The 16,472-nt window shown below is 66.5% G+C and carries 15 protein-coding genes; 11 read left to right on the forward strand and 4 right to left on the reverse strand.

What is annotated here, in order from left to right; genetic code table 11:
* Window position 1: 1 nt before the first annotated feature.
* Genes AC1REK_RS12375 through AC1REK_RS12395 form a run of 5 tightly spaced genes read left to right on the forward strand, consistent with a single transcriptional unit; the run spans window position 2 to window position 6,175 of the window.
* Window positions 2–838, forward strand: coding sequence for an ABC transporter permease (locus AC1REK_RS12375; RefSeq protein WP_492267814.1), 837 nt, complete (start codon window positions 2–4; stop codon window positions 836–838).
* Window positions 835–2,304: an amidohydrolase family protein gene (locus AC1REK_RS12380; RefSeq protein WP_492267813.1), complete on the forward strand. Its 1,470-nt coding sequence runs from the start codon at window positions 835–837 to the stop codon at window positions 2,302–2,304. The genes AC1REK_RS12375 and AC1REK_RS12380 overlap by 4 nt, the downstream gene beginning before the upstream one ends.
* Before the next feature lie 3 nt (window positions 2,305–2,307).
* Window positions 2,308–3,420: an ABC transporter ATP-binding protein gene (locus AC1REK_RS12385; RefSeq protein WP_492267812.1), complete on the forward strand. Its 1,113-nt coding sequence runs from the start codon at window positions 2,308–2,310 to the stop codon at window positions 3,418–3,420.
* Window positions 3,421–3,425: 5 nt separating this feature from the next.
* Window positions 3,426–4,994 (forward strand): amidohydrolase family protein, encoded by a 1,569-nt coding sequence (locus AC1REK_RS12390; protein ID WP_492267811.1) that lies wholly within the window; start codon window positions 3,426–3,428, stop codon window positions 4,992–4,994.
* Window positions 4,994–6,175 carry an amidohydrolase gene (locus tag AC1REK_RS12395; protein WP_492267810.1) on the forward strand — a complete coding sequence of 394 codons (1,182 nt, stop codon included), beginning with the start codon at window positions 4,994–4,996 and terminating at the stop codon, window positions 6,173–6,175. The genes AC1REK_RS12390 and AC1REK_RS12395 overlap by 1 nt, the downstream gene beginning before the upstream one ends.
* 415 nt (window positions 6,176–6,590) lie before the next feature.
* On the opposite strand, the gene AC1REK_RS12400 is transcribed toward AC1REK_RS12395, so the two are convergent.
* Complete coding sequence (locus tag AC1REK_RS12400) at window positions 6,591–7,571, reverse strand: LysR family transcriptional regulator (RefSeq protein WP_492267809.1); 981 nt, start codon at window positions 7,569–7,571, stop codon at window positions 6,591–6,593.
* A 272-nt stretch (window positions 7,572–7,843) separates the two neighbouring features.
* On the opposite strand from AC1REK_RS12400, the gene AC1REK_RS12405 reads away from it, so the two are divergent.
* The 6 genes from AC1REK_RS12405 to AC1REK_RS12430 all read left to right on the forward strand — a co-directional run bounded on the left by AC1REK_RS12405 (window position 7,844) and on the right by AC1REK_RS12430 (window position 12,879).
* A complete protein-coding gene (locus tag AC1REK_RS12405; RefSeq protein WP_492267808.1) occupies window positions 7,844–8,692 on the forward strand; it encodes a transporter substrate-binding domain-containing protein in 849 nt (282 codons plus the stop codon).
* Between the two features lie 24 nt (window positions 8,693–8,716).
* Window positions 8,717–9,376: an amino acid ABC transporter permease gene (locus AC1REK_RS12410; RefSeq protein ID WP_492267807.1), complete on the forward strand. Its 660-nt coding sequence runs from the start codon at window positions 8,717–8,719 to the stop codon at window positions 9,374–9,376.
* A gap of 1 nt (window position 9,377) precedes the next feature.
* A complete protein-coding gene (locus tag AC1REK_RS12415) occupies window positions 9,378–10,103 on the forward strand; it encodes an amino acid ABC transporter permease (protein WP_327524676.1) in 726 nt (241 codons plus the stop codon).
* A complete protein-coding gene (locus AC1REK_RS12420; RefSeq protein WP_492267806.1) occupies window positions 10,100–10,870 on the forward strand; it encodes an amino acid ABC transporter ATP-binding protein in 771 nt (256 codons plus the stop codon). The genes AC1REK_RS12415 and AC1REK_RS12420 overlap by 4 nt, the downstream gene beginning before the upstream one ends.
* 42 nt (window positions 10,871–10,912) lie before the next feature.
* A complete protein-coding gene (locus AC1REK_RS12425; RefSeq protein WP_327524674.1) occupies window positions 10,913–11,869 on the forward strand; it encodes an agmatinase in 957 nt (318 codons plus the stop codon).
* Window positions 11,870–11,934: 65 nt separating this feature from the next.
* On the forward strand, window positions 11,935–12,879 hold the full coding sequence (locus AC1REK_RS12430; protein ID WP_492268203.1) for an arginase family protein: 945 nt from the start codon (window positions 11,935–11,937) through the stop codon (window positions 12,877–12,879).
* 85 nt (window positions 12,880–12,964) lie between these two features.
* Here AC1REK_RS12430 and AC1REK_RS12435 read toward each other — a convergent pair whose 3' ends face one another.
* The 3 genes from AC1REK_RS12435 to AC1REK_RS12445 all read right to left on the reverse strand — a co-directional run bounded on the left by AC1REK_RS12435 (window position 12,965) and on the right by AC1REK_RS12445 (window position 16,281).
* Window positions 12,965–13,792, reverse strand: coding sequence for an IclR family transcriptional regulator (locus tag AC1REK_RS12435; RefSeq protein WP_327524673.1), 828 nt, complete (start codon window positions 13,790–13,792; stop codon window positions 12,965–12,967).
* Window positions 13,793–13,897: 105 nt separating this feature from the next.
* Window positions 13,898–15,457, reverse strand: coding sequence for an AMP-binding protein (locus tag AC1REK_RS12440; RefSeq protein WP_492267805.1), 1,560 nt, complete (start codon window positions 15,455–15,457; stop codon window positions 13,898–13,900).
* A gap of 41 nt (window positions 15,458–15,498) precedes the next feature.
* Window positions 15,499–16,281, reverse strand: coding sequence for an enoyl-CoA hydratase/isomerase family protein (locus tag AC1REK_RS12445; RefSeq protein WP_327524671.1), 783 nt, complete (start codon window positions 16,279–16,281; stop codon window positions 15,499–15,501).
* Window positions 16,282–16,472 lie beyond the last annotated feature (191 nt).

The following is a 16,472-nucleotide window of genomic DNA, read 5'->3' on the forward strand; positions in this document are numbered from 1 at the left end:
CATGCGATCGACCTCTTCCATCACCCTCACCGAACGGCTCGCGCTCGGCGGTGCCCGCGTGTTCGCCTTCGCGGTTCTCGCCTTCCTGGTCGCGCCTATCTTCGTTGTGTTTCCGCTGTCCTTCACGGCCGGCCAGCTCCTGGTGTTCCCGCTGCCGGGCTGGTCGCTGCAATGGTATCGCGAGTTCTTCACGAGCCCGCTCTGGACCGGAGCGCTGCTCAACAGCCTGTTCGTGGGCATTGTGACGACGATCGCCGCGACGGTGCTCGGGACGATGGCCGCGCTCGGGCTGCACGGCGCGCGATTCCGGCTGAAGCCCTTCATCATGGCCCTGCTGGTCACGCCGATTGCCGTGCCCGTGGTCATCATCGCGGTCTCGGCCTTCTACTTCTTTGCCGCGGTCAACCTCGTCGGCACCTATATCGGCCTGATCCTGGCCCATATCGCGCTGGCCCTGCCATTCGTGGTGATCACTGTCTCGGCGACGCTGCAGGGCTTCGACCCGAACCTTCCCCGGGCCGCCGCCAGCCTGGGCGCCTCGCCCCTGCGCACGCTGCGGACCGTCACCCTGCCGATCATCGCACCCGGCGTGGCATCAGGCAGCGTCTTCGCCTTCGTCACCTCGTTCGACGAACTCGTCATCGCCCTCTTCATCACCAGCCCGCAGCAGCGCACCTTGCCGCGACAGATCTTCAGCGGCGTGAGCGAGAACATTTCGCCCACGATCACCGCGGCCGCCGTCGTGCTGCTGATGGTCTCCGTCGTCCTGATGCTGGTGATGGAGTGGCTTCGCGCACGGTCGGAGCGGATGCGCCGGCCCGGAGGTACAGATCAATGACCGAGCAGATCGCCGACCTCGTCATCTCCGGAGGCCTGGTCGTCGCCTTCGACGGCGAGCAGCATCGCTATCTTGAAGGCGGCTCGATCGCGATCGCCGGCGACGAGATCCTCTCTGTCGGCAGGGATTTCCCGGGACCGGCCAAGCGCAGGATCGATGCTCGCGGGCTGATCGCCATACCCGGCCAGATCAGCACGCACGCCCATATCGGCGCGCATGAAGGGCCGCGACTGCTGGTCGACGGCGGGCGCAGGGAGTTCGTCAGATCGAGCTTCCTGCACTTCCTTCCCCAGAACCGGGTCGGCCGCCCCGGCTTCCTCGCGCCGCAGGATGCGCGGGCCTCGCTGCGCTACGGTTTTGCCTCGCTGCTGCGCAACGGCGTGACGACCGTGGTCGCCTTCGCCCCGGCCGGTCCACGCGACGGCGAGATGATGCTGGAGACCGCTCGGGAATTCGGCATCCGGCTGGTCTGGAGCCCTGTCGTGACGGGAGGGCGCTACTGGCTGGAAGAGGATGGCAAGGTATCGAGCGAGCTCGATACGAAAGCCGGTTTCCAGTCACTCGAAGCCACGGCTCGCTTCATCGAACGCCTGCCGAAAACGGCGGACGCGCGCGTCTCGGGGCTTGTCGCGCTCGATGAATATTACCTCTCGACGCCGGAGCTGCGGAAGGAAGCCAAGAAGGTCGCCACCGCGCTCGGCGTTCCCTTCACCCTGCATTTCGTGGAGCAGCACCGCGAGTTCTACGAGACCATGGGCCAAACCGGCCTGACGCCGGTGCAATGCCTGGCGCAGGAGGGCGTTCTCGACGCCGGCACGATCCTCGCGCACTGCGTCTACATCTCGACCCATAGCGCCATCGGCTATCCAGTCGAGAACGACATCGCGATCCTCGGCGCGACGGGCGTCAATGTCGCGCATTCGCCGGTTGCCTTTGCGCGCCGCGGCATCGCGCTCGAGAGCTTCGACCGCTTCCGCCGCGCCGGCGTGAACGTCGCGCTCGCGACCGACACCTACCCGCTCGACATGTTCGCGGAGATGCGGATGGCGTCGCTGATGAACAAGCTCGCCGATGGAAACTTCGAGGCGGGCGCCGCCGCCGATGTCTTCCGGGCCAGCAACCTCGCCGGCGCTTCGGCACTCGCCCGCCCCGATCTCGGCCACCTGGAGTCGGGCGCGAAGGCCGACATCGTCCTGGTCGATCCCCGCTCCCTGTCGTTCGGGGCCAATCCCGACCCGATCAGGGCGCTGGTCCACCTGGCCGGGCCCGATCGCGTCAGCAGCGTCATCGTGGACGGAAAGGTCCTGGTCGAAGGCGGGCGCCTCCTCGTCGCCGACGAGGACGAGATCCTCGCCGAGGTCACCGCATCGAGCCAAGCGGTCTGGGACGCCCATCCCAGCCACGACATCCTCGGCCGGACCGTGACCGAACGCTTCCCCCCTTCCTTGCCCCTCTGGGCGGAGTAACTCATGAGCATCCAAGCCATGGCGACCGACGCCGCACCGGCCAGCGAGCCGCTGGTTCGCTTCTCGCATGTCCAGAAGAGCTATGACGGACAGTCGCTCGTCGTTAAGGACCTCAATCTCGACATCGCCCGCGGCGAGTTCCTGACGCTGCTCGGACCGTCCGGATCGGGAAAGACCACGAGCCTGATGATGCTCGCCGGCTTCGAGGCCCCGACCAATGGCCGGATCACCTTGCAGAGACGCGAGATCACGACCCTGCCCCCCTACAAGCGGGGCATCGGCATGGTCTTCCAGAACTACGCGCTCTTCCCGCACATGACGGTCTCCGACAACGTCGCCTATCCGCTACGCGCGCGGAAGATGCCCGAAGTCGAGATCGCGCAGCGGGTCACGGCGGCGCTCGACATGGTCAAGCTCGGGCCGTTCGGCGCAAGGATGCCGGCGCAGCTTTCAGGCGGCCAGCAGCAGCGCGTCGCGCTGGCGCGCGCCCTCGTCTTCGAGCCGGAGCTGATCCTGCTCGACGAGCCCCTGGGGGCGCTGGACAAGCAGCTGCGCGAGCGCATGCAATACGAGCTCAAGCAGATCCACGAGCGCCTCGGCGTCACCATGGTCTATGTCACGCATGATCAGGAAGAAGCCCTGACCATGTCCGACCGGATCGCCGTTTTCGACCAGGGCCGGATCCAACAGCTCGCGCCCCCCGAAGAGCTCTATGAGAGCCCGGCGAATGCCTTCGTCGCCGGCTTCATCGGCGAGAACAACACGCTCGAAGGCGAAGTCGTTGCGAGCGCGCAGCGCACGGTCACGGTTCGCCTGGCCCCGGACATCCTCGTGACCGCGACCGCCATCGATCCGCTCGGGGTCGGCGACCGCGCGGTGCTCTGCCTGCGCCCCGAACGCATCAGCCTGGCCCCCGAGGCGGCAGACAACGTCTTCACCCTAATAGTCGAACGGCAGGTCTATCTCGGCGAAGCCACGCGCGTCGTCTTCAGCCTCGGCGGCCAGGAGCTGATCGCGAAGGGCGACCCGATGAAGGTGCCGGTCAGCATCGCCCGCGACGCTTCGGTGAAGGTGGGCTGGCGCACCGCCGACTGCCGGGCCTTCCGCAAGGAATGACGACGGTGCCATTGCGAGAATTGGCCGAGAGCGCCCACCCGGTGATCGTGCGCGGACGGCATATCCTGTGCGGCATAGACGACGACCGGGCGGAGCTGCATGCGGGCGATGCGCTGCTGGTCTCGGGCGGTCGCATTGCCGAATTCGGCTTGTTCGAGCAGCTGTCGATGGCCAATCCCGGAGCCGAGGTCTTCGGATCTGCCGGCGACATCGTGATGCCGGGACTGGTGAACGCTCACCACCATACCGGGCTCACCCCGCTCCAGCACGGCACGCCTTTCCTGCCGCTCGAGCTCTGGCTGCCGCGCTTCATCGGCTGGCGATCGGTCGATCCGTATCTCGACACGCTCTACTCGGCCATGGAGATGGTGGAATCGGGCGTCACCACCGTCCAGCACATCCATGGCGGACCGACAGGGCCGCGCGAGGGTTGGCTCGCCGCGCCGGACGCGATCATGCGCGCCTATCGAGACATCGGCATGCGCGCCTCCTACTCCTTCATGTGGCGCGACCGGAACAGGTTCGTCTACGGCGCGCAGGAGGCCTTCCTGGCGTCGCTGCCCTCAGAGCTTCGCGCGCCTCTCGAGGGCATGATTTCCACGACACCCAGCTCGGTCGAGGACCTCACTGCGCATTTCGAGGCCCTGCATGACCGGTTCGGCACCGCCGAAGATGGGCTGAGCTGCGTGCAGCTCGCGCCGGCTAACCTGCAATGGTGCACGCCCGAAAGCCTGATCGCGCAGCGCAAGCTGGCGGAGCGTTATGATGTCGGCCTGCACATGCACCTGCTGGAGACACCCTATCAGCGGCATTTCGCTCAAGCTGACACCGGCGGCAGCGCGGTCCGGCACCTTGCCGATCTCGGCCTGCTCGGCCCGAAGATGACGATCGGCCACGGCATCTGGTGCACCGAAGCCGATATCGATCTCCTCGCGAAGACCGGGACCTGCGTCTGCCACAACGCCAGTTCCGGCCTGCGCCTGCGCAGCGGTGTCGCGCCGGTGAAGGAGTTCCAGCAGGCCGGCATCACGGTGGCGTTGGGTATCGACCAGGCCGGCATCAACGACGACCGCGACATGCTGCAGGAAATGCGTGTCGCATGGAATCTCCAGCGCTCGCCCGGCCATGATTTCGAGCCGCTCTCCGAACGCCAGATCTTCCGGATGGCGACCGAGAACGGCGCCGCCACAACCGGCTTCGGCCGGCTGATCGGCCGTCTGGAGGTCGGCAGGGCGGCAGATATCGTCATCGTCGACGGCGCCTTGCTGTCGAGGCCATACCTCGATGGCGACACCGACATTGTCTCGGCGCTCGTCCAGAGGGCAAAGTGCGGCATGATCCGCGATGTCCTGATCGACGGCCGCCGGGTGCTGAGCGACGGCAAGATCACCGCCATCGACAAGGAGGCGGTGCTTACCGAGCTTGGGAGGTCGCTGCAGCGCCCACCGACCGAGGCGGAAGCCACCCGGCGCAGCCTGGCGACGGCGCTTCATCCCTATCTGCGGCGGTTCTATCAGGACTGGCCGATGCCCGCGCCCGAAACGGGCTTCCGCAGCTTCAATGCGAGATATTGATGACCGCGACCTCCGATCTGACCCTCGACAATGCCCGGCTCGCCGATGGCCGGCTGGTTTCCATCGAAATCTCCGGCGGCAGGATTATCGCCATACGTTCCGCAGGTGATCCGATGCAGCGTGGCCGGGAACTGGACCTGAGCGGCCAGCTCGTCCTGCCCGGCCTGACCGACGGCCATGTCCATCTCGACAAGACCCTGCTGGCCCTGCCCTGGCGCCCGCATCGCTCCGCGCCGTCGATCCGGGCGCGCATCGACGACGAGAAGGCGCACCGCCGCGCCAATCCGGCCTCCCTTGTGGAGCGTGGCGCCGAGAAGCTGCTCGAGACCGCGCTGCGCCTCGGCACGACCAGCCTTCGGACCCATGTCGACATCGACGAGGTCTCAAAGCTCGATACGCTGAAGGAGGTGCTGGAGCTGCGCGAGCGCTGGGCGGACCGGGTTCAGATCCAGATCGTCGCCTTTCCGCAGAGCGGCGTCGTGACCTGCCCGGTCGCCGCCGAGTACATGGAGGAGGCCCTGCGCATGGGCGCCGATTTCATCGGCGGGCTCGACCCCCTCGGCATCGATGGCGACCAGAAGGGCCAGCTCGACGTCATCTTCGGCCTGGCCGAGCGCTATGGGCGCGGGCTCGACATCCATCTCCATGATGGCGGCGAGACCGGCCTCGCCGAGATCGACGATATCGTGGCCCGCACGCGCGCCGCCGGCCTGGAAGGACGCACGACGATCAGCCACGGTTTCGCCCTCGCCGATGCCGCGCCCGCCCGCCTCGAGGCGACTGCACAGGCCTTGCGCGAAGCGAAGGTCACGATCCTGTCGAGCATCCCGGGCGGTGACCGCTGCCCACCTATTCCAAAGCTGCGCGAACTGGGCGTCGACGTCTTCTTCGGTTCCGACAATATCCGCGATTGCTGGAACCCCTCCTCCGTTATCGGCATGATCGACCGGATGATGCTCGCGACCTATCGCTTCGGGCTGCGGCGCGACGAGGACATCGCGGCGCTGCTCGACCATGCCACGACGATCCCGGCACGCGTCGCGGGGCTGGGCGACGGCGAGATCAAGGTTGGCGCACGCGCCGACCTGATCGCCTTCGAGGCGCTTCACCTGCCGCAGATCGTCGTCGAGCGTCAAATGCCGAGCATGGTGATCGCAAACGGAGCGATCGTTCACGGATGATCTGCGCGGCGGTTGGCCGGCAACGGCGACGGTTCGCAGGACAGCATTGCCGCGCTTGGCCAGGAGCGGCCGCGCGCCCGGCTCGAAAGCAGCTCCAGTTTTTCGAGGCCTTAGACCAGCGCCTGCTCCTTCCTGCCCAAGAGCGTGAACAGAACGGCCGGCGGCAGGAAGGTCGGCAGGCTCAGCACCGTGCCGCGCGCCGATACTACGGCCAGATTGTCGTTCAAGGCCTCGTTGAAGATCTCGATCGCGACCGCGGCCGTCGTTCCCGACTGCAGGTTCAGCGTCGCGCTCGCGGATCATGTTCGATTAGGTTGGGAACAGGCCCGACTGGATCGCCGGCGCTCAGTTCATCTGCAAGCGCACGGTTGGCAAACCCCGACGATGCCCGGACCTGTCGATCGATCTGCCGATGTCATGATGCCGTGGTCGGATGCAACCTCACCTCCCTGGTCACCCAGGGCATCAGCTCGCCGAACATCGGCATGTAGACATCGCGGAAGATGGCCCGCGAGACGTCGGCGACCTTGGCGGGCAATGGGCCAAGCTCGCCTGCGCGGGCCACAATCGAGATCGGCCGGCTGAAGGCCGGGCCGGGAAAGCGGCGCAGCTCGATCGCCGAAAGATGGCTGATGCTGCGTGCGATCGAGGTCGCGGGCAGGAGGGCCCAGCCGAAGCCCCCTGCGACCATCGCCGCAACCGAGTCTACGCTGTCGAAGGCGAAGGCGAATTCCGGCTCCAGCTTCATCCGCCTGAGATGGCGGTCGATCAGCCGGCCGAGATCGCTGCTGAGGCTGTTGCGCACGAAGGTACTCTGCATCGCATAGGCCTTGAAGGCGGCAAGGTCGGACAGATCCGGCGCCCCCTTCGGCACGAGTAGCGCAATCGGTTCGTCCATCACGTCATGGCGTTCGAGGCCTGCCGCATCGTCGAAGCGGCCGGCAGCGACCAGCAGGTCGAGGCTGCGGTCCAGCAGACGCGCGCGCAGTCCGGTGTTGAAGTCGGTCGAGATCGAGAACGCCCGAATCTGCTTCTTCGCGCCCCTGATGAAGTGGGGCAGGAAATGGATCGCCAGCGAGTCGATCAGGCCGATCCGGATGCTCGGCAACAGCGCGTCGAAGCCGAGGCGGACATCGGCATCGAGCACCTTGGCCTGCCTGATCATCAGCTCGGCATGGCGCCGAACGATGCTTCCGAGCACGGTCGGCATCGTCGGCCGGCGGGAGCGATCCAGCAGCGGTGCGCCGAAATGGCGCTCGAGCTGGGTCAGCGCATGCGACACGCCGGAGGGGGTGATGCCGACATCGCGTGCTGCGAGGGAGAGACTGCCGCGCTCGCAGATCGCGGCGAAGATCGCGAGCTCGCGCAGGTGAAGGTTGAGGAAGGCCTGCTCCATCGGCTCAGCATAGCGCTTTTTGTTGAGTGTCTGTCACTTGAATCATGAGCTTCTCGCATCATGCTCACTGATGCCTCGATGGAGGCATAGTGTAAGATATTGCGATATAACAGTTTAGTTCTTTTCTGTTCGGCGCGGGACCTATCGGCGCCCATTTCTTGAGCAAGTCATCGATTGCCCGGCCCCGGGCTGGCGCCTAAGCCTTCTCCGCTCTTCGAAGACGCCCGCATGACAACGATCGGGCGGGCACTTGGCGGTAAGGGGAACTGTCCATGCTTTTGACGCGTCGTGCATTGAACCGCGGAATCCTGGGGGCCGGCCTGCTGGGTGTTTCCGGCCGTAGCGCCAGCGCCGAGACCACGCTGGAGCGCATCAAGAAGGCCGGCGAACTGGTCGTCGCCACCGAGGGCCAGTACCCGCCCTTCGAATTCGTGCGCGACGGCAAGCTCGTCGGCCTCGGCCGGGACCTGCTCGAGGAGGTTACCGGCAAGCTCGGCGTCAAGCTGAAGCAGCTCGACCTGCCCTTCCAGGGCATCCTGCCTGGCCTGATCGCCAAGAAGTTCGATCTGGTCGCCACCTCATTGGGGCTGACCGAGGAACGGGCCAACCGCTACGCCTTCACCATGCCGACCGGCATCAGCCAGGCCCACGTGCTCAAGCGCAAGGGCAATGCCGCCATCTCCTCGCTGGCCGATCTCAACGGCAAGGTGGTCGCGACGCAGCTCGCCTCTTCGGTCGAGCCGACCGCCAAGGCTCTGGACGAGAAGCTGAAGGCCGAGGGCGGCAAGGGTTTCGGCGAGCTCAAGCTGTTCCCTGCCTTCTCCGACACCTTCCTGGCCGTGGGCAGCGGCGTCGTCGACGCCGCGATCGCCAATCTGCCGTTGATGCTGCTGCTGATGCGCGACCGGCCGGGCGTCTTCGAGATCGTCGGGCCTGCGACCGAGCGGAAGACCTATCTCGCCTGGGCGACCCGTCCGGAAGATGCCGAGCTCCGCGACTTCGTCAACGGCGTGTTCAGGGAGCTGCGGGCCAGCGGGAAGATGGGCGAGCTGCAGGAGAAATGGCTCGGCATCAAGCTGGACCTGCCCGATACCAGCTACCTGCCGGCCGGTGCGCTCTAGCACGAACGCGCAGGCGCTCCCGCAATGGACTTCAGTGTCGAGGCCGCACTCGCCGCCTTGCCTGCGCTGCTGCGGGCGACGGGCACGAACATCGCCATCGCGGCCGCCGCGATGGCTCTCGCCCTTGCCGGCGGCATCCTGCTGACCATCCTGCGTTCGTTGAAGATCGCGCCGGTCAATCTGGCGATCGGCGTCGTGATCAGCTTCATCCGCGGCACGCCGGTTCTGATCCAGATCTTCCTGTTCTATTACGGGCTCCCGGCACTCGGCCTGCAGCTCGATCCGCTGACCGCGGGCATCTGCGCGATCGCCTTCAACAGCACGATCTTCATCAGCGAGATCATGCGCGGTGGCCTCGCCGACATGGATCCCGGCCCGGTCGAGGCGGCGATCGCGCTCGGTCTCAAGGCCCGCGCGATCTGGGGCAAGGTGGTGATCCCGCAGCTCCTGCTGCGCATCCTGCCGCCGCTGGTCAACGAGGCGACCATCATCCTCAAGGGCACGGCGCTGCTCTCGGTCATCACCGTGGTGGAGCTGTTCCGCACCGCCCAGCAGATCTCGGCAACGACGTTCCGGCCGTTCGAGACCATGCTCGCGGCGGCCGCGATCATTCTCTTGCTCAACGTCCTCGTCAGCCAGTTCGGCGGCATGCTCGAGCGCCGGCTCGCGGTACGGAGGGGCTAGGATGGCGCTCGACCTCTCGATCATCGCCGACAATGCAGGACTGTTCGCCAAGGGCGCGGTCGCAACCGTCTACATCTCGCTCGCGGCCATCGCCGCCGGGCTGCTCATCGCCTTCCCGGTCGCGCTCCTGCGGCTTTCGCCCCGCCGCGTGATGAGCTGGCCGGCGATGGCCTATGTCGAACTCTTCCGCAACATCCCGTTCATCGTGATGCTGTCGCTGTTCTTTTACGGGCTGCCCTTCTTCGGGCTCAGGCTACAGCCGATGACGACCGGCATCGTCGCGCTCGCATTGTTCGGTAGCGCTTATTTCGCCGAGATCGTTCGCGGCGCCATTCTCTCCGTGCCGCGCGGCCAGATGGAATCGGCCCGTGCCATCGGCATGTCCTATCTGCGGGCCCTGCGCGAGATCATCTTCCCGCAGATGCTGCGCTTCTTCATTCCGGCGGCGACCAACACCTCGATCTCGCTCGTGAAGGAGAGCGCCGTGCTGGCGACGCTCTCGGTCGCCGAACTGACCTATCAGGGGTTGATCGTGCAGGGCCAGACCTACGCGCCCTTCGAGGTCTTCCTGGCGACGGCGGCGATCTACTGGGGCCTGACCGCGCTGCTGGCGGCGGGTTTCCGCGCCTCGGAACGGCGACTGGGCGGCCAGGGGCGACGCGGCTTCTCCTCGCGCCATCGCCTGGCGGCGCGCTATCTCTCGCTCGAGCCGGAGCCACGCTCATGACCGCGCTTCCCGTGCTGAGCGTGCGCGGACTGCGCAAGAGTTTCGGTGCCATGACCGCGGTCGCTGGCGTCGATCTCGATGTCGGGGCCGGCGAGATCGTCTGCATCATCGGCCCGAGCGGCTGCGGCAAGAGCACCTTCCTGCGCTGCATCAACTATCTTGAGCGGCCGGACGAAGGCACGGTCCGCATCGCCGGGGACTATATCGGCCGCGAGCCCGCCGCAGCCGGCGGGACGCGCCTGCAGTCCGGGCGCCAGATCGACCGGATGCGGCCGCGCGTCGGGCTCGTCTTCCAGCAGTTCCATCTCTGGCCGCATCTCTCCGCGCTGGAGAATATCGCCCGCGCACCGATCCGGCTGCGCGGCGTCGAGCGCAATGAGGCGGAGGCGCAAGCGCGCCGGCTGCTGGCCCGGTTCGGGCTCGCGGCCAAGGCCGACCGCATGCCCGCCGACCTGTCCGGAGGCGAGAAGCAGCGCGTCGCGATCGCCCGTGCGCTCGCCATGAAGCCGGAACTCATGCTGTTCGACGAGCCGACCTCGGCGCTCGATCCGGAAGTCGTCGGCGATGTGCTGCGCCTGATGAAGGAGCTCGCGGAGGAAGGCATGACCATGGTGGTCGTGACCCATGAGCTCGGCTTCGCGCGCAAGGTCGCCGATCGCATCGTCTTCTTCGACGCCGGCCGCATCGCCGAGATGGGGCCGCCGGACGAACTCATCGACAGGCCGCGTTCGGAACGCCTGCGGCTGTTCCTCTCTCACTTCCAATAGGCCGCCGCGGCGGCCCTCCTTCACGCCACCATCGAGGCCAAGATGACCGATACCCTGACCAGCGCGCCGGAGCATGGCCACGCCACCTTCCTGTTCTCCGAGCTCGCGCTCGATCTCGACAATCTGAAGGCCGACATCGCCTTCCTCGGCATTCCCTATGGCCACCCCTATACGATCAGGAATGTCAGCAACGACCAGTCGAACGGGCCGACCGCGGTGCGGCAGGCCTCGGACCGGGTCTCGCGCTCGCTCGAGCGCTATGATTTCGACATTGGCGGACCGCTCTTCGACGACAGGCCGATCCGCATGGTCGATTGCGGCGACGTGGTCGGGGAGATGCATGACCCGGCCTCGCACTCGCGGCGTGCCGAGGAGGCTATGCGCAAGATCGTCGCCTCCGGCGCGATGCCGCTGGTGATCGGCGGCGACCATGCGATCCCGATCCCGGTGCTCAAGGCGCTGGACGGGGAAGGCCCGCTCGTCCTCGTCCAGATCGATGCGCATATCGACTGGCGCGACGATGTCGGCGGCGTGCGCGAGGGGTTGTCCAGCCCGATCCGGCGCGCCTCGGAAATGGCGCATGTGACCGAGATCTTCCAGATCGGTATCCGTTCGCAGGGCAGCGCCCGGCGCGCCGATGTCGAGGCGGCAAAGGCCTATGGCGCCAACATCGTCACCGCCTATGAGCTGCACGATGTCGGCATGGACGCGATCCTCGCCCGCATTCCCGACAATGCCCGCTATTACATCACGATTGACGCCGATGGCCTCGATCCCTCGATCATGCCGGCGGTTGAGGGGCCTGCGCCGGGCGGCGTCACCTTCCATCAGGCCCGCAAGCTGATCCACGGGCTGGTCGGCAAGGGCCGGGTTGTCGGCATGGACATCGTCGAGATCACCCCCTCGCGTGACGTCAACCGGATCTCGGCGATCACGGCCGGCAGGCTGTTCCTCAACCTGATCGGTGCGGCCGTACGCGCCGGCTATTTCGACAAATGAGCTCTCGCGGCCAGCATGCTGGCCGCGACCCGCTCACCAGTTTCATGGAGCAAGACGTGACCGAAATGCGTGGTGCCGCCGACCGCCTGAACCGCGGCTTCGTCGGCGTGCCGACCTTCCTGCGCGCGAACTACTGCGCGGACGTGGCGGCCCTCGAGGCCGAGTTCGCCGTGATCGGCGTGCCCTTCGACGAGGGCTCGCCATTCGCGCCGGGCGCGCGCTTCGCGCCGCGCGTCATCCGCGAGCATTCGCTCCGTTTCGGCACTGGCGGCCTCTATGACATCGACAGCGACAGCGTCCTGGCGCCCGACTTCGTCACCACCGGTCGCCTCGTCGATTGCGGCGACGTCGACATCTGGCCGACCAATCCGGCCCGCACCTTCCATAACCTGACCCAGGCGGTGCGGACGGTGCTGGGGCGCGGGGGCAAGCCGGTGGTCATCGGCGGCGACCACTCGATCACCTTCCCGATCCTTCAGGGCTATGATCGGCCGGTCCATGTCGTGCAGCTCGACGCGCATATGGACTACGGCGCCGTCACCGAGGATCTGCGGCACACCAACGGCCAGGCCTTCCGGCAATTGCACGCGCTGCCGCATGTCGAGAGCCTGACCCAGATCGGCATTCGCAGCTTCAGGACGCGCGCCAGCGACGTGCGCGATGCACGCGCCAATGGCAGCACCATCGTCACCATGCCGAAGCTGCGGGAACTCGGCGCAGCCGGAGCGCTCGCCCATATTCCGGACGGCGCCTGCGTCTATGTCAGCATCGATGTCGACGCCTACGACATGACGCTGGTCCCGGGCTGCGTCTCAGCCGAGCCGGACGGCATGCGCTTCGACGAACTCTCCGGCATTCTCGACACGGCCGCGCGGCGTTTTGCCGTCGTCGGCTTCGATTTCGTCGAGGTCAATCCGCCGCTCGATGTCGGAACCGGCGTCACCTCCTATCTCGGAGCGCTGACGATCGCGAGATTCCTGAGCGCAATCGCGACCAAAGACAGGCCTTAGGGTGAAGGGGCCTGTTCGTCCTTCGTGAGCTGGTCCCACAGGCCCGCAAATAGCATTCTCAAGCCCGATTGATAGGTCCTGAGCACTAGAAGCCTCTGTCGGGCCTGCTGACCTGCGACGGGCTCGACACCGCCTGCGCCAGATCGAGCAGGGCCGGCGCAAGGCGGGTGCGCGCCTCTTCCACCGTGCACTGAGTCGTTACCACGGCCGTGCCGACCGCGGCGATCACGGCGCCGGTCGGCCCGAAGACGGGAGCGGCGAGCGAGATCTCGGTCTCGAAGGACTCGCGGTGTGTCATCGCGAAACGGTCGGCCCGGATCGTCTCGATACGCTTTTCCAGCGCCTCGCGCGTCACCAGGGTCTGGCTGGCATAGGCGACGGGCTGCGTCGCGTCGAGTATGCGGGAGCGCTCCTCAGGTGACTTATAGGCCACCATGGCCTGCCCGAGCGCACTGATATACCAGGGGAATTTCGAACCGGCGACGATGGTAGGGCTGACCACGTGACGGTTCCGGTAGCGGACGATGAAGATCACGTCCGTGCCGTCCATCTCGGCCAGATTGACCGCCTCGCCATAGCGGCTGTTCCACTCCAGCATATAGGGCGTCGCCCGCTCCAGCAGGGCGTGGCAGCGCAGGTAATTGGCGCTGAGTTGCAGCACCCGCGAGGTGAGGCTGTACTGCCGCGTCGCCTGGTCCTTCTGCAGGTAGCCGAGCGCAACCAGCGTCGCCGTGAAGCGCTGGGCAGCGCTCTTCTCGAGCCCGGTGACGGACGCCACCTGCGTCAGCGTCAGGCTGGGACGGCCGTCGTCGAAGGCCTGCAGGACGCTCAGCCCCTTCTCCAGCGACGAGTTGAAGAGGCCGGACTCGCCCGCAGGACGAGCCGTCTTTGCGGCAGATTTGCCACTGTTCATGCCGAGCCCTTAGCTTGGAAACCAGACGGTTCCACCTATGGCCGGCCGGATCAGGAATAGCAATATCCGACCGTTCTTATCGGCATGTGAAGCAATGACGTATCGTCAGCGCACCGTCGCATTGCTTTCGCGCGCCGCTTCGGCATCCCAGCTTCCGGCGGTCGACTGGGGCAGCTCGGTCTTGCGGATGCGCTGCGTCGGCCCGCGCGGGAAATCCGTGACGATCTCGATGAAGCGGGGCACCTGATAATAGGCGAGATGTTGCTTGCACCAGGCCAGGATGTCGGCTGGCGCGACCGCGGTATCTGGCGCGGCGCGCACGAAGGCCTTGATGTCCTGCTCGCCCATTTCCGAAGGCACGCCGATCACCGCCGATTCCTCGACCGTCGGATGGGCATTGATCACGCGCTCGACCTCCCAGGCCGAGACGTTCTCCCCCCGCCGGCGCAGCGCGTCCTTCTTGCGGCCCGAGAAGTAGAACTGGCCCTCGGCGTCGCGATAACCGAGATCGCCCGAGAAGACGCAGCCATCGCGCAGAACCTCGGCGGTCTTCTCGGGATTGCCGAGATATTCGAGCATGGTGATGCCGGCCTCCTTCGGCCGCAGCACGATCTCGCCGACCGTGCCGTCCGCGACCGGCTTCCCTTCCTCGTCGGCGATGAAGGCGTCGAACTCATCGACGGGCTTGCCGATCGCTCCGATCGGCCCGTCATGGTTGAGCATGGTAAAGTTGCCGGCCTCGGTGATGCCGTAGCCCTCGCGGATCGAGACGCCGAAGCGCTGTTCGAAGGTCTTCCAGCTCTGGGTCGGCGCCGCCGCCCCCCAGGCAATGCGGACCGGGTTGTCGCCGTCTTCGGGACGCTCCGGCTGCTTGAGCAACAGGTTCATCGCGCCGCCGAGATAGTGGAACTGCGTCGCGCCATAGCGGCGCATCTGCTCCCAGCATTGCGAGGCGCTGAAGCGCTCGACCATGCCGATGCGCACGCCATGCTGCAGGCTCATCAGCACCGTCATCCAGCCTGCGACGTGGAAGAAGGGCTCCCAGAGGAAGAGCACGTCACCGGGCCGGACCTCGGCCAGCAAGCCGGCATTCTTGGCGCCGATCTGGAACCAGCGCTCGGACAGCACGGCCCCCTTGGGCTCGCCGGTGGTCCCGGAAGTGTAGGAGACCATGCAGCGCCGATCGAGACCGCCGGCGACGTGCGGGGGGACCGCCCCGCCCTCCGCCATGACCTCGGCGAGGGGCTTGAAGCGCGGATCGCCGGCCGGCGTCTCGCCGCGCCAGAGCACGCCCTCGACGCGCGCATCGTCGGACAGCGCGCTGGCGAGCTCGACGAAGCCGCCATCGGCGATGATGAAGCGCGGCTGCGCGCTGGCGAGCTGGGTCCGGATGCCCAGCGCCTTGAGATGGATGCTGACCGGAACCACGATCGCGCCCAGCCAGGCCAGCGCGAAGAACAGGTAGATGTGCTCGGGCACGGTCGGCAGCATCAGGGCGACGCGGTCGCCCGGGCGGACGCCATGGTGCAGCAGCGCCGCCGCGCGGGCATCGACCTGCGCCTTGAGCTCGGCGAAGGTGATGACCTCGTCCCCGAACATCAGGAAGACATCTGCGCCATTGGTCGCGGCGCGCCGTTCCAACAGCTGCCTCAGCGTCTCGTTCATCGAAGCTTCTCCTTGCGCCACCATGGCGTGCACGCTTGGGGTCAGGCGGATTTGCGGGCGGCGCGGATGCGGAAGAACTCTTCCATGCACCGCTGCGGCTCGCCCGAGGCAAAGGCCTCGCGCTGGGCGTCCTCGGCAATCTCGAAGGCGCGGTCGAAGGCCGGCTGCGTCGCCTGGCGATAGGCGCGCTTCGTCAACCGCAGCGCGACGGGCGGCTTGCCGCCCAGTTCGCGCGCCAAGGCGATGCTTCGCGGCAGCACCTCCGCGGGCGGGACGATCTCGTTGAGCAGGCCGATATGCTTGGCTTCCTCCGCATCGATCAGGCGACCGGTCAGGATGAGATCCATGCTGCGGGCGATGCCGATCCGCTCGGCGAAGATGCCCCAGGGACCGGCGACGCTGGGGATACCGTTGTTGAGCTCCGGCTGGCCCATCGCCACGCCGGCATGGCCGATGCGGTAGTCCATCAGCAGCGCGACCTGGAAACCCGATCCGGCCGCCAGTCCGTTGAGGGCGGCGACCGTCGGCTTCTCGATGCCGCGGATGATTTCGTAGAAGTCCTTGACCTGCCGCACCCACTCGCTGGCGTCGTAGGTCAGCTCGAAGCCCTGCGATTCATTGAAGTCCTGCCCGGAGCAGAAGGCCCGCTCGCCAGCGCCGGTCATCACGATCGCCTTGACGGAATCGTCGCTGCCGAGCTGCGCCAGCATCTGGCCGAGGCTGTCTCGCATCGCGACCGTCCAGGCGTTCAGACGCTGCGGCTTGTTGAGCGTGACGATCGCGACGCCATCCTCATGGCGCAGAAGGAGTTCGGCATCGGTCATCGCAGGCCTCGCGAGGTTGCGCGACAGCGCCCCAATGAGCGAGTCGCTATCGAATATTGATAATCAATATCATATTATGACGATCACTGCGAAACCGGCAAGCCGGATTTTAGGTGACCGACGGTCCTTGCGCTGCGAGCCGGCCACCTTCGCCTCCTCGCAACGTTAGCGACAAAGGACATTGACAATCA

The sequence above is a fragment of the Allobosea sp. GW823-FHT02B03 genome, from assembly GCF_058797755.1.

Excerpts from the sequence above, each read along its gene's own strand:
- AC1REK_RS12375 (WP_492267814.1), top strand. The coding sequence starts at position 2 with ATGCGATCGACCTCTTCCATCACCCTCACCGAACGGCTCGCGCTCGGC.
- AC1REK_RS12380 (WP_492267813.1), top strand. The coding sequence starts at position 835 with ATGACCGAGCAGATCGCCGACCTCGTCATCTCCGGAGGCCTGGTCGTC.
- AC1REK_RS12385 (WP_492267812.1), top strand. The coding sequence starts at position 2,308 with ATGAGCATCCAAGCCATGGCGACCGACGCCGCACCGGCCAGCGAGCCG.
- AC1REK_RS12395 (WP_492267810.1), top strand. The coding sequence starts at position 4,994 with ATGACCGCGACCTCCGATCTGACCCTCGACAATGCCCGGCTCGCCGAT.
- AC1REK_RS12400 (WP_492267809.1), bottom strand. The coding sequence starts at position 7,571 with ATGGAGCAGGCCTTCCTCAACCTTCACCTGCGCGAGCTCGCGATCTTC.
- AC1REK_RS12405 (WP_492267808.1), top strand. The coding sequence starts at position 7,844 with ATGCTTTTGACGCGTCGTGCATTGAACCGCGGAATCCTGGGGGCCGGC.
- AC1REK_RS12410 (WP_492267807.1), top strand. The coding sequence starts at position 8,717 with ATGGACTTCAGTGTCGAGGCCGCACTCGCCGCCTTGCCTGCGCTGCTG.
- AC1REK_RS12415 (WP_327524676.1), top strand. The coding sequence starts at position 9,378 with ATGGCGCTCGACCTCTCGATCATCGCCGACAATGCAGGACTGTTCGCC.
- AC1REK_RS12420 (WP_492267806.1), top strand. The coding sequence starts at position 10,100 with ATGACCGCGCTTCCCGTGCTGAGCGTGCGCGGACTGCGCAAGAGTTTC.
- AC1REK_RS12425 (WP_327524674.1), top strand. The coding sequence starts at position 10,913 with ATGACCGATACCCTGACCAGCGCGCCGGAGCATGGCCACGCCACCTTC.
- AC1REK_RS12430 (WP_492268203.1), top strand. The coding sequence starts at position 11,935 with ATGCGTGGTGCCGCCGACCGCCTGAACCGCGGCTTCGTCGGCGTGCCG.
- AC1REK_RS12435 (WP_327524673.1), bottom strand. The coding sequence starts at position 13,792 with ATGAACAGTGGCAAATCTGCCGCAAAGACGGCTCGTCCTGCGGGCGAG.
- AC1REK_RS12440 (WP_492267805.1), bottom strand. The coding sequence starts at position 15,457 with ATGAACGAGACGCTGAGGCAGCTGTTGGAACGGCGCGCCGCGACCAAT.
- AC1REK_RS12445 (WP_327524671.1), bottom strand. The coding sequence starts at position 16,281 with ATGACCGATGCCGAACTCCTTCTGCGCCATGAGGATGGCGTCGCGATC.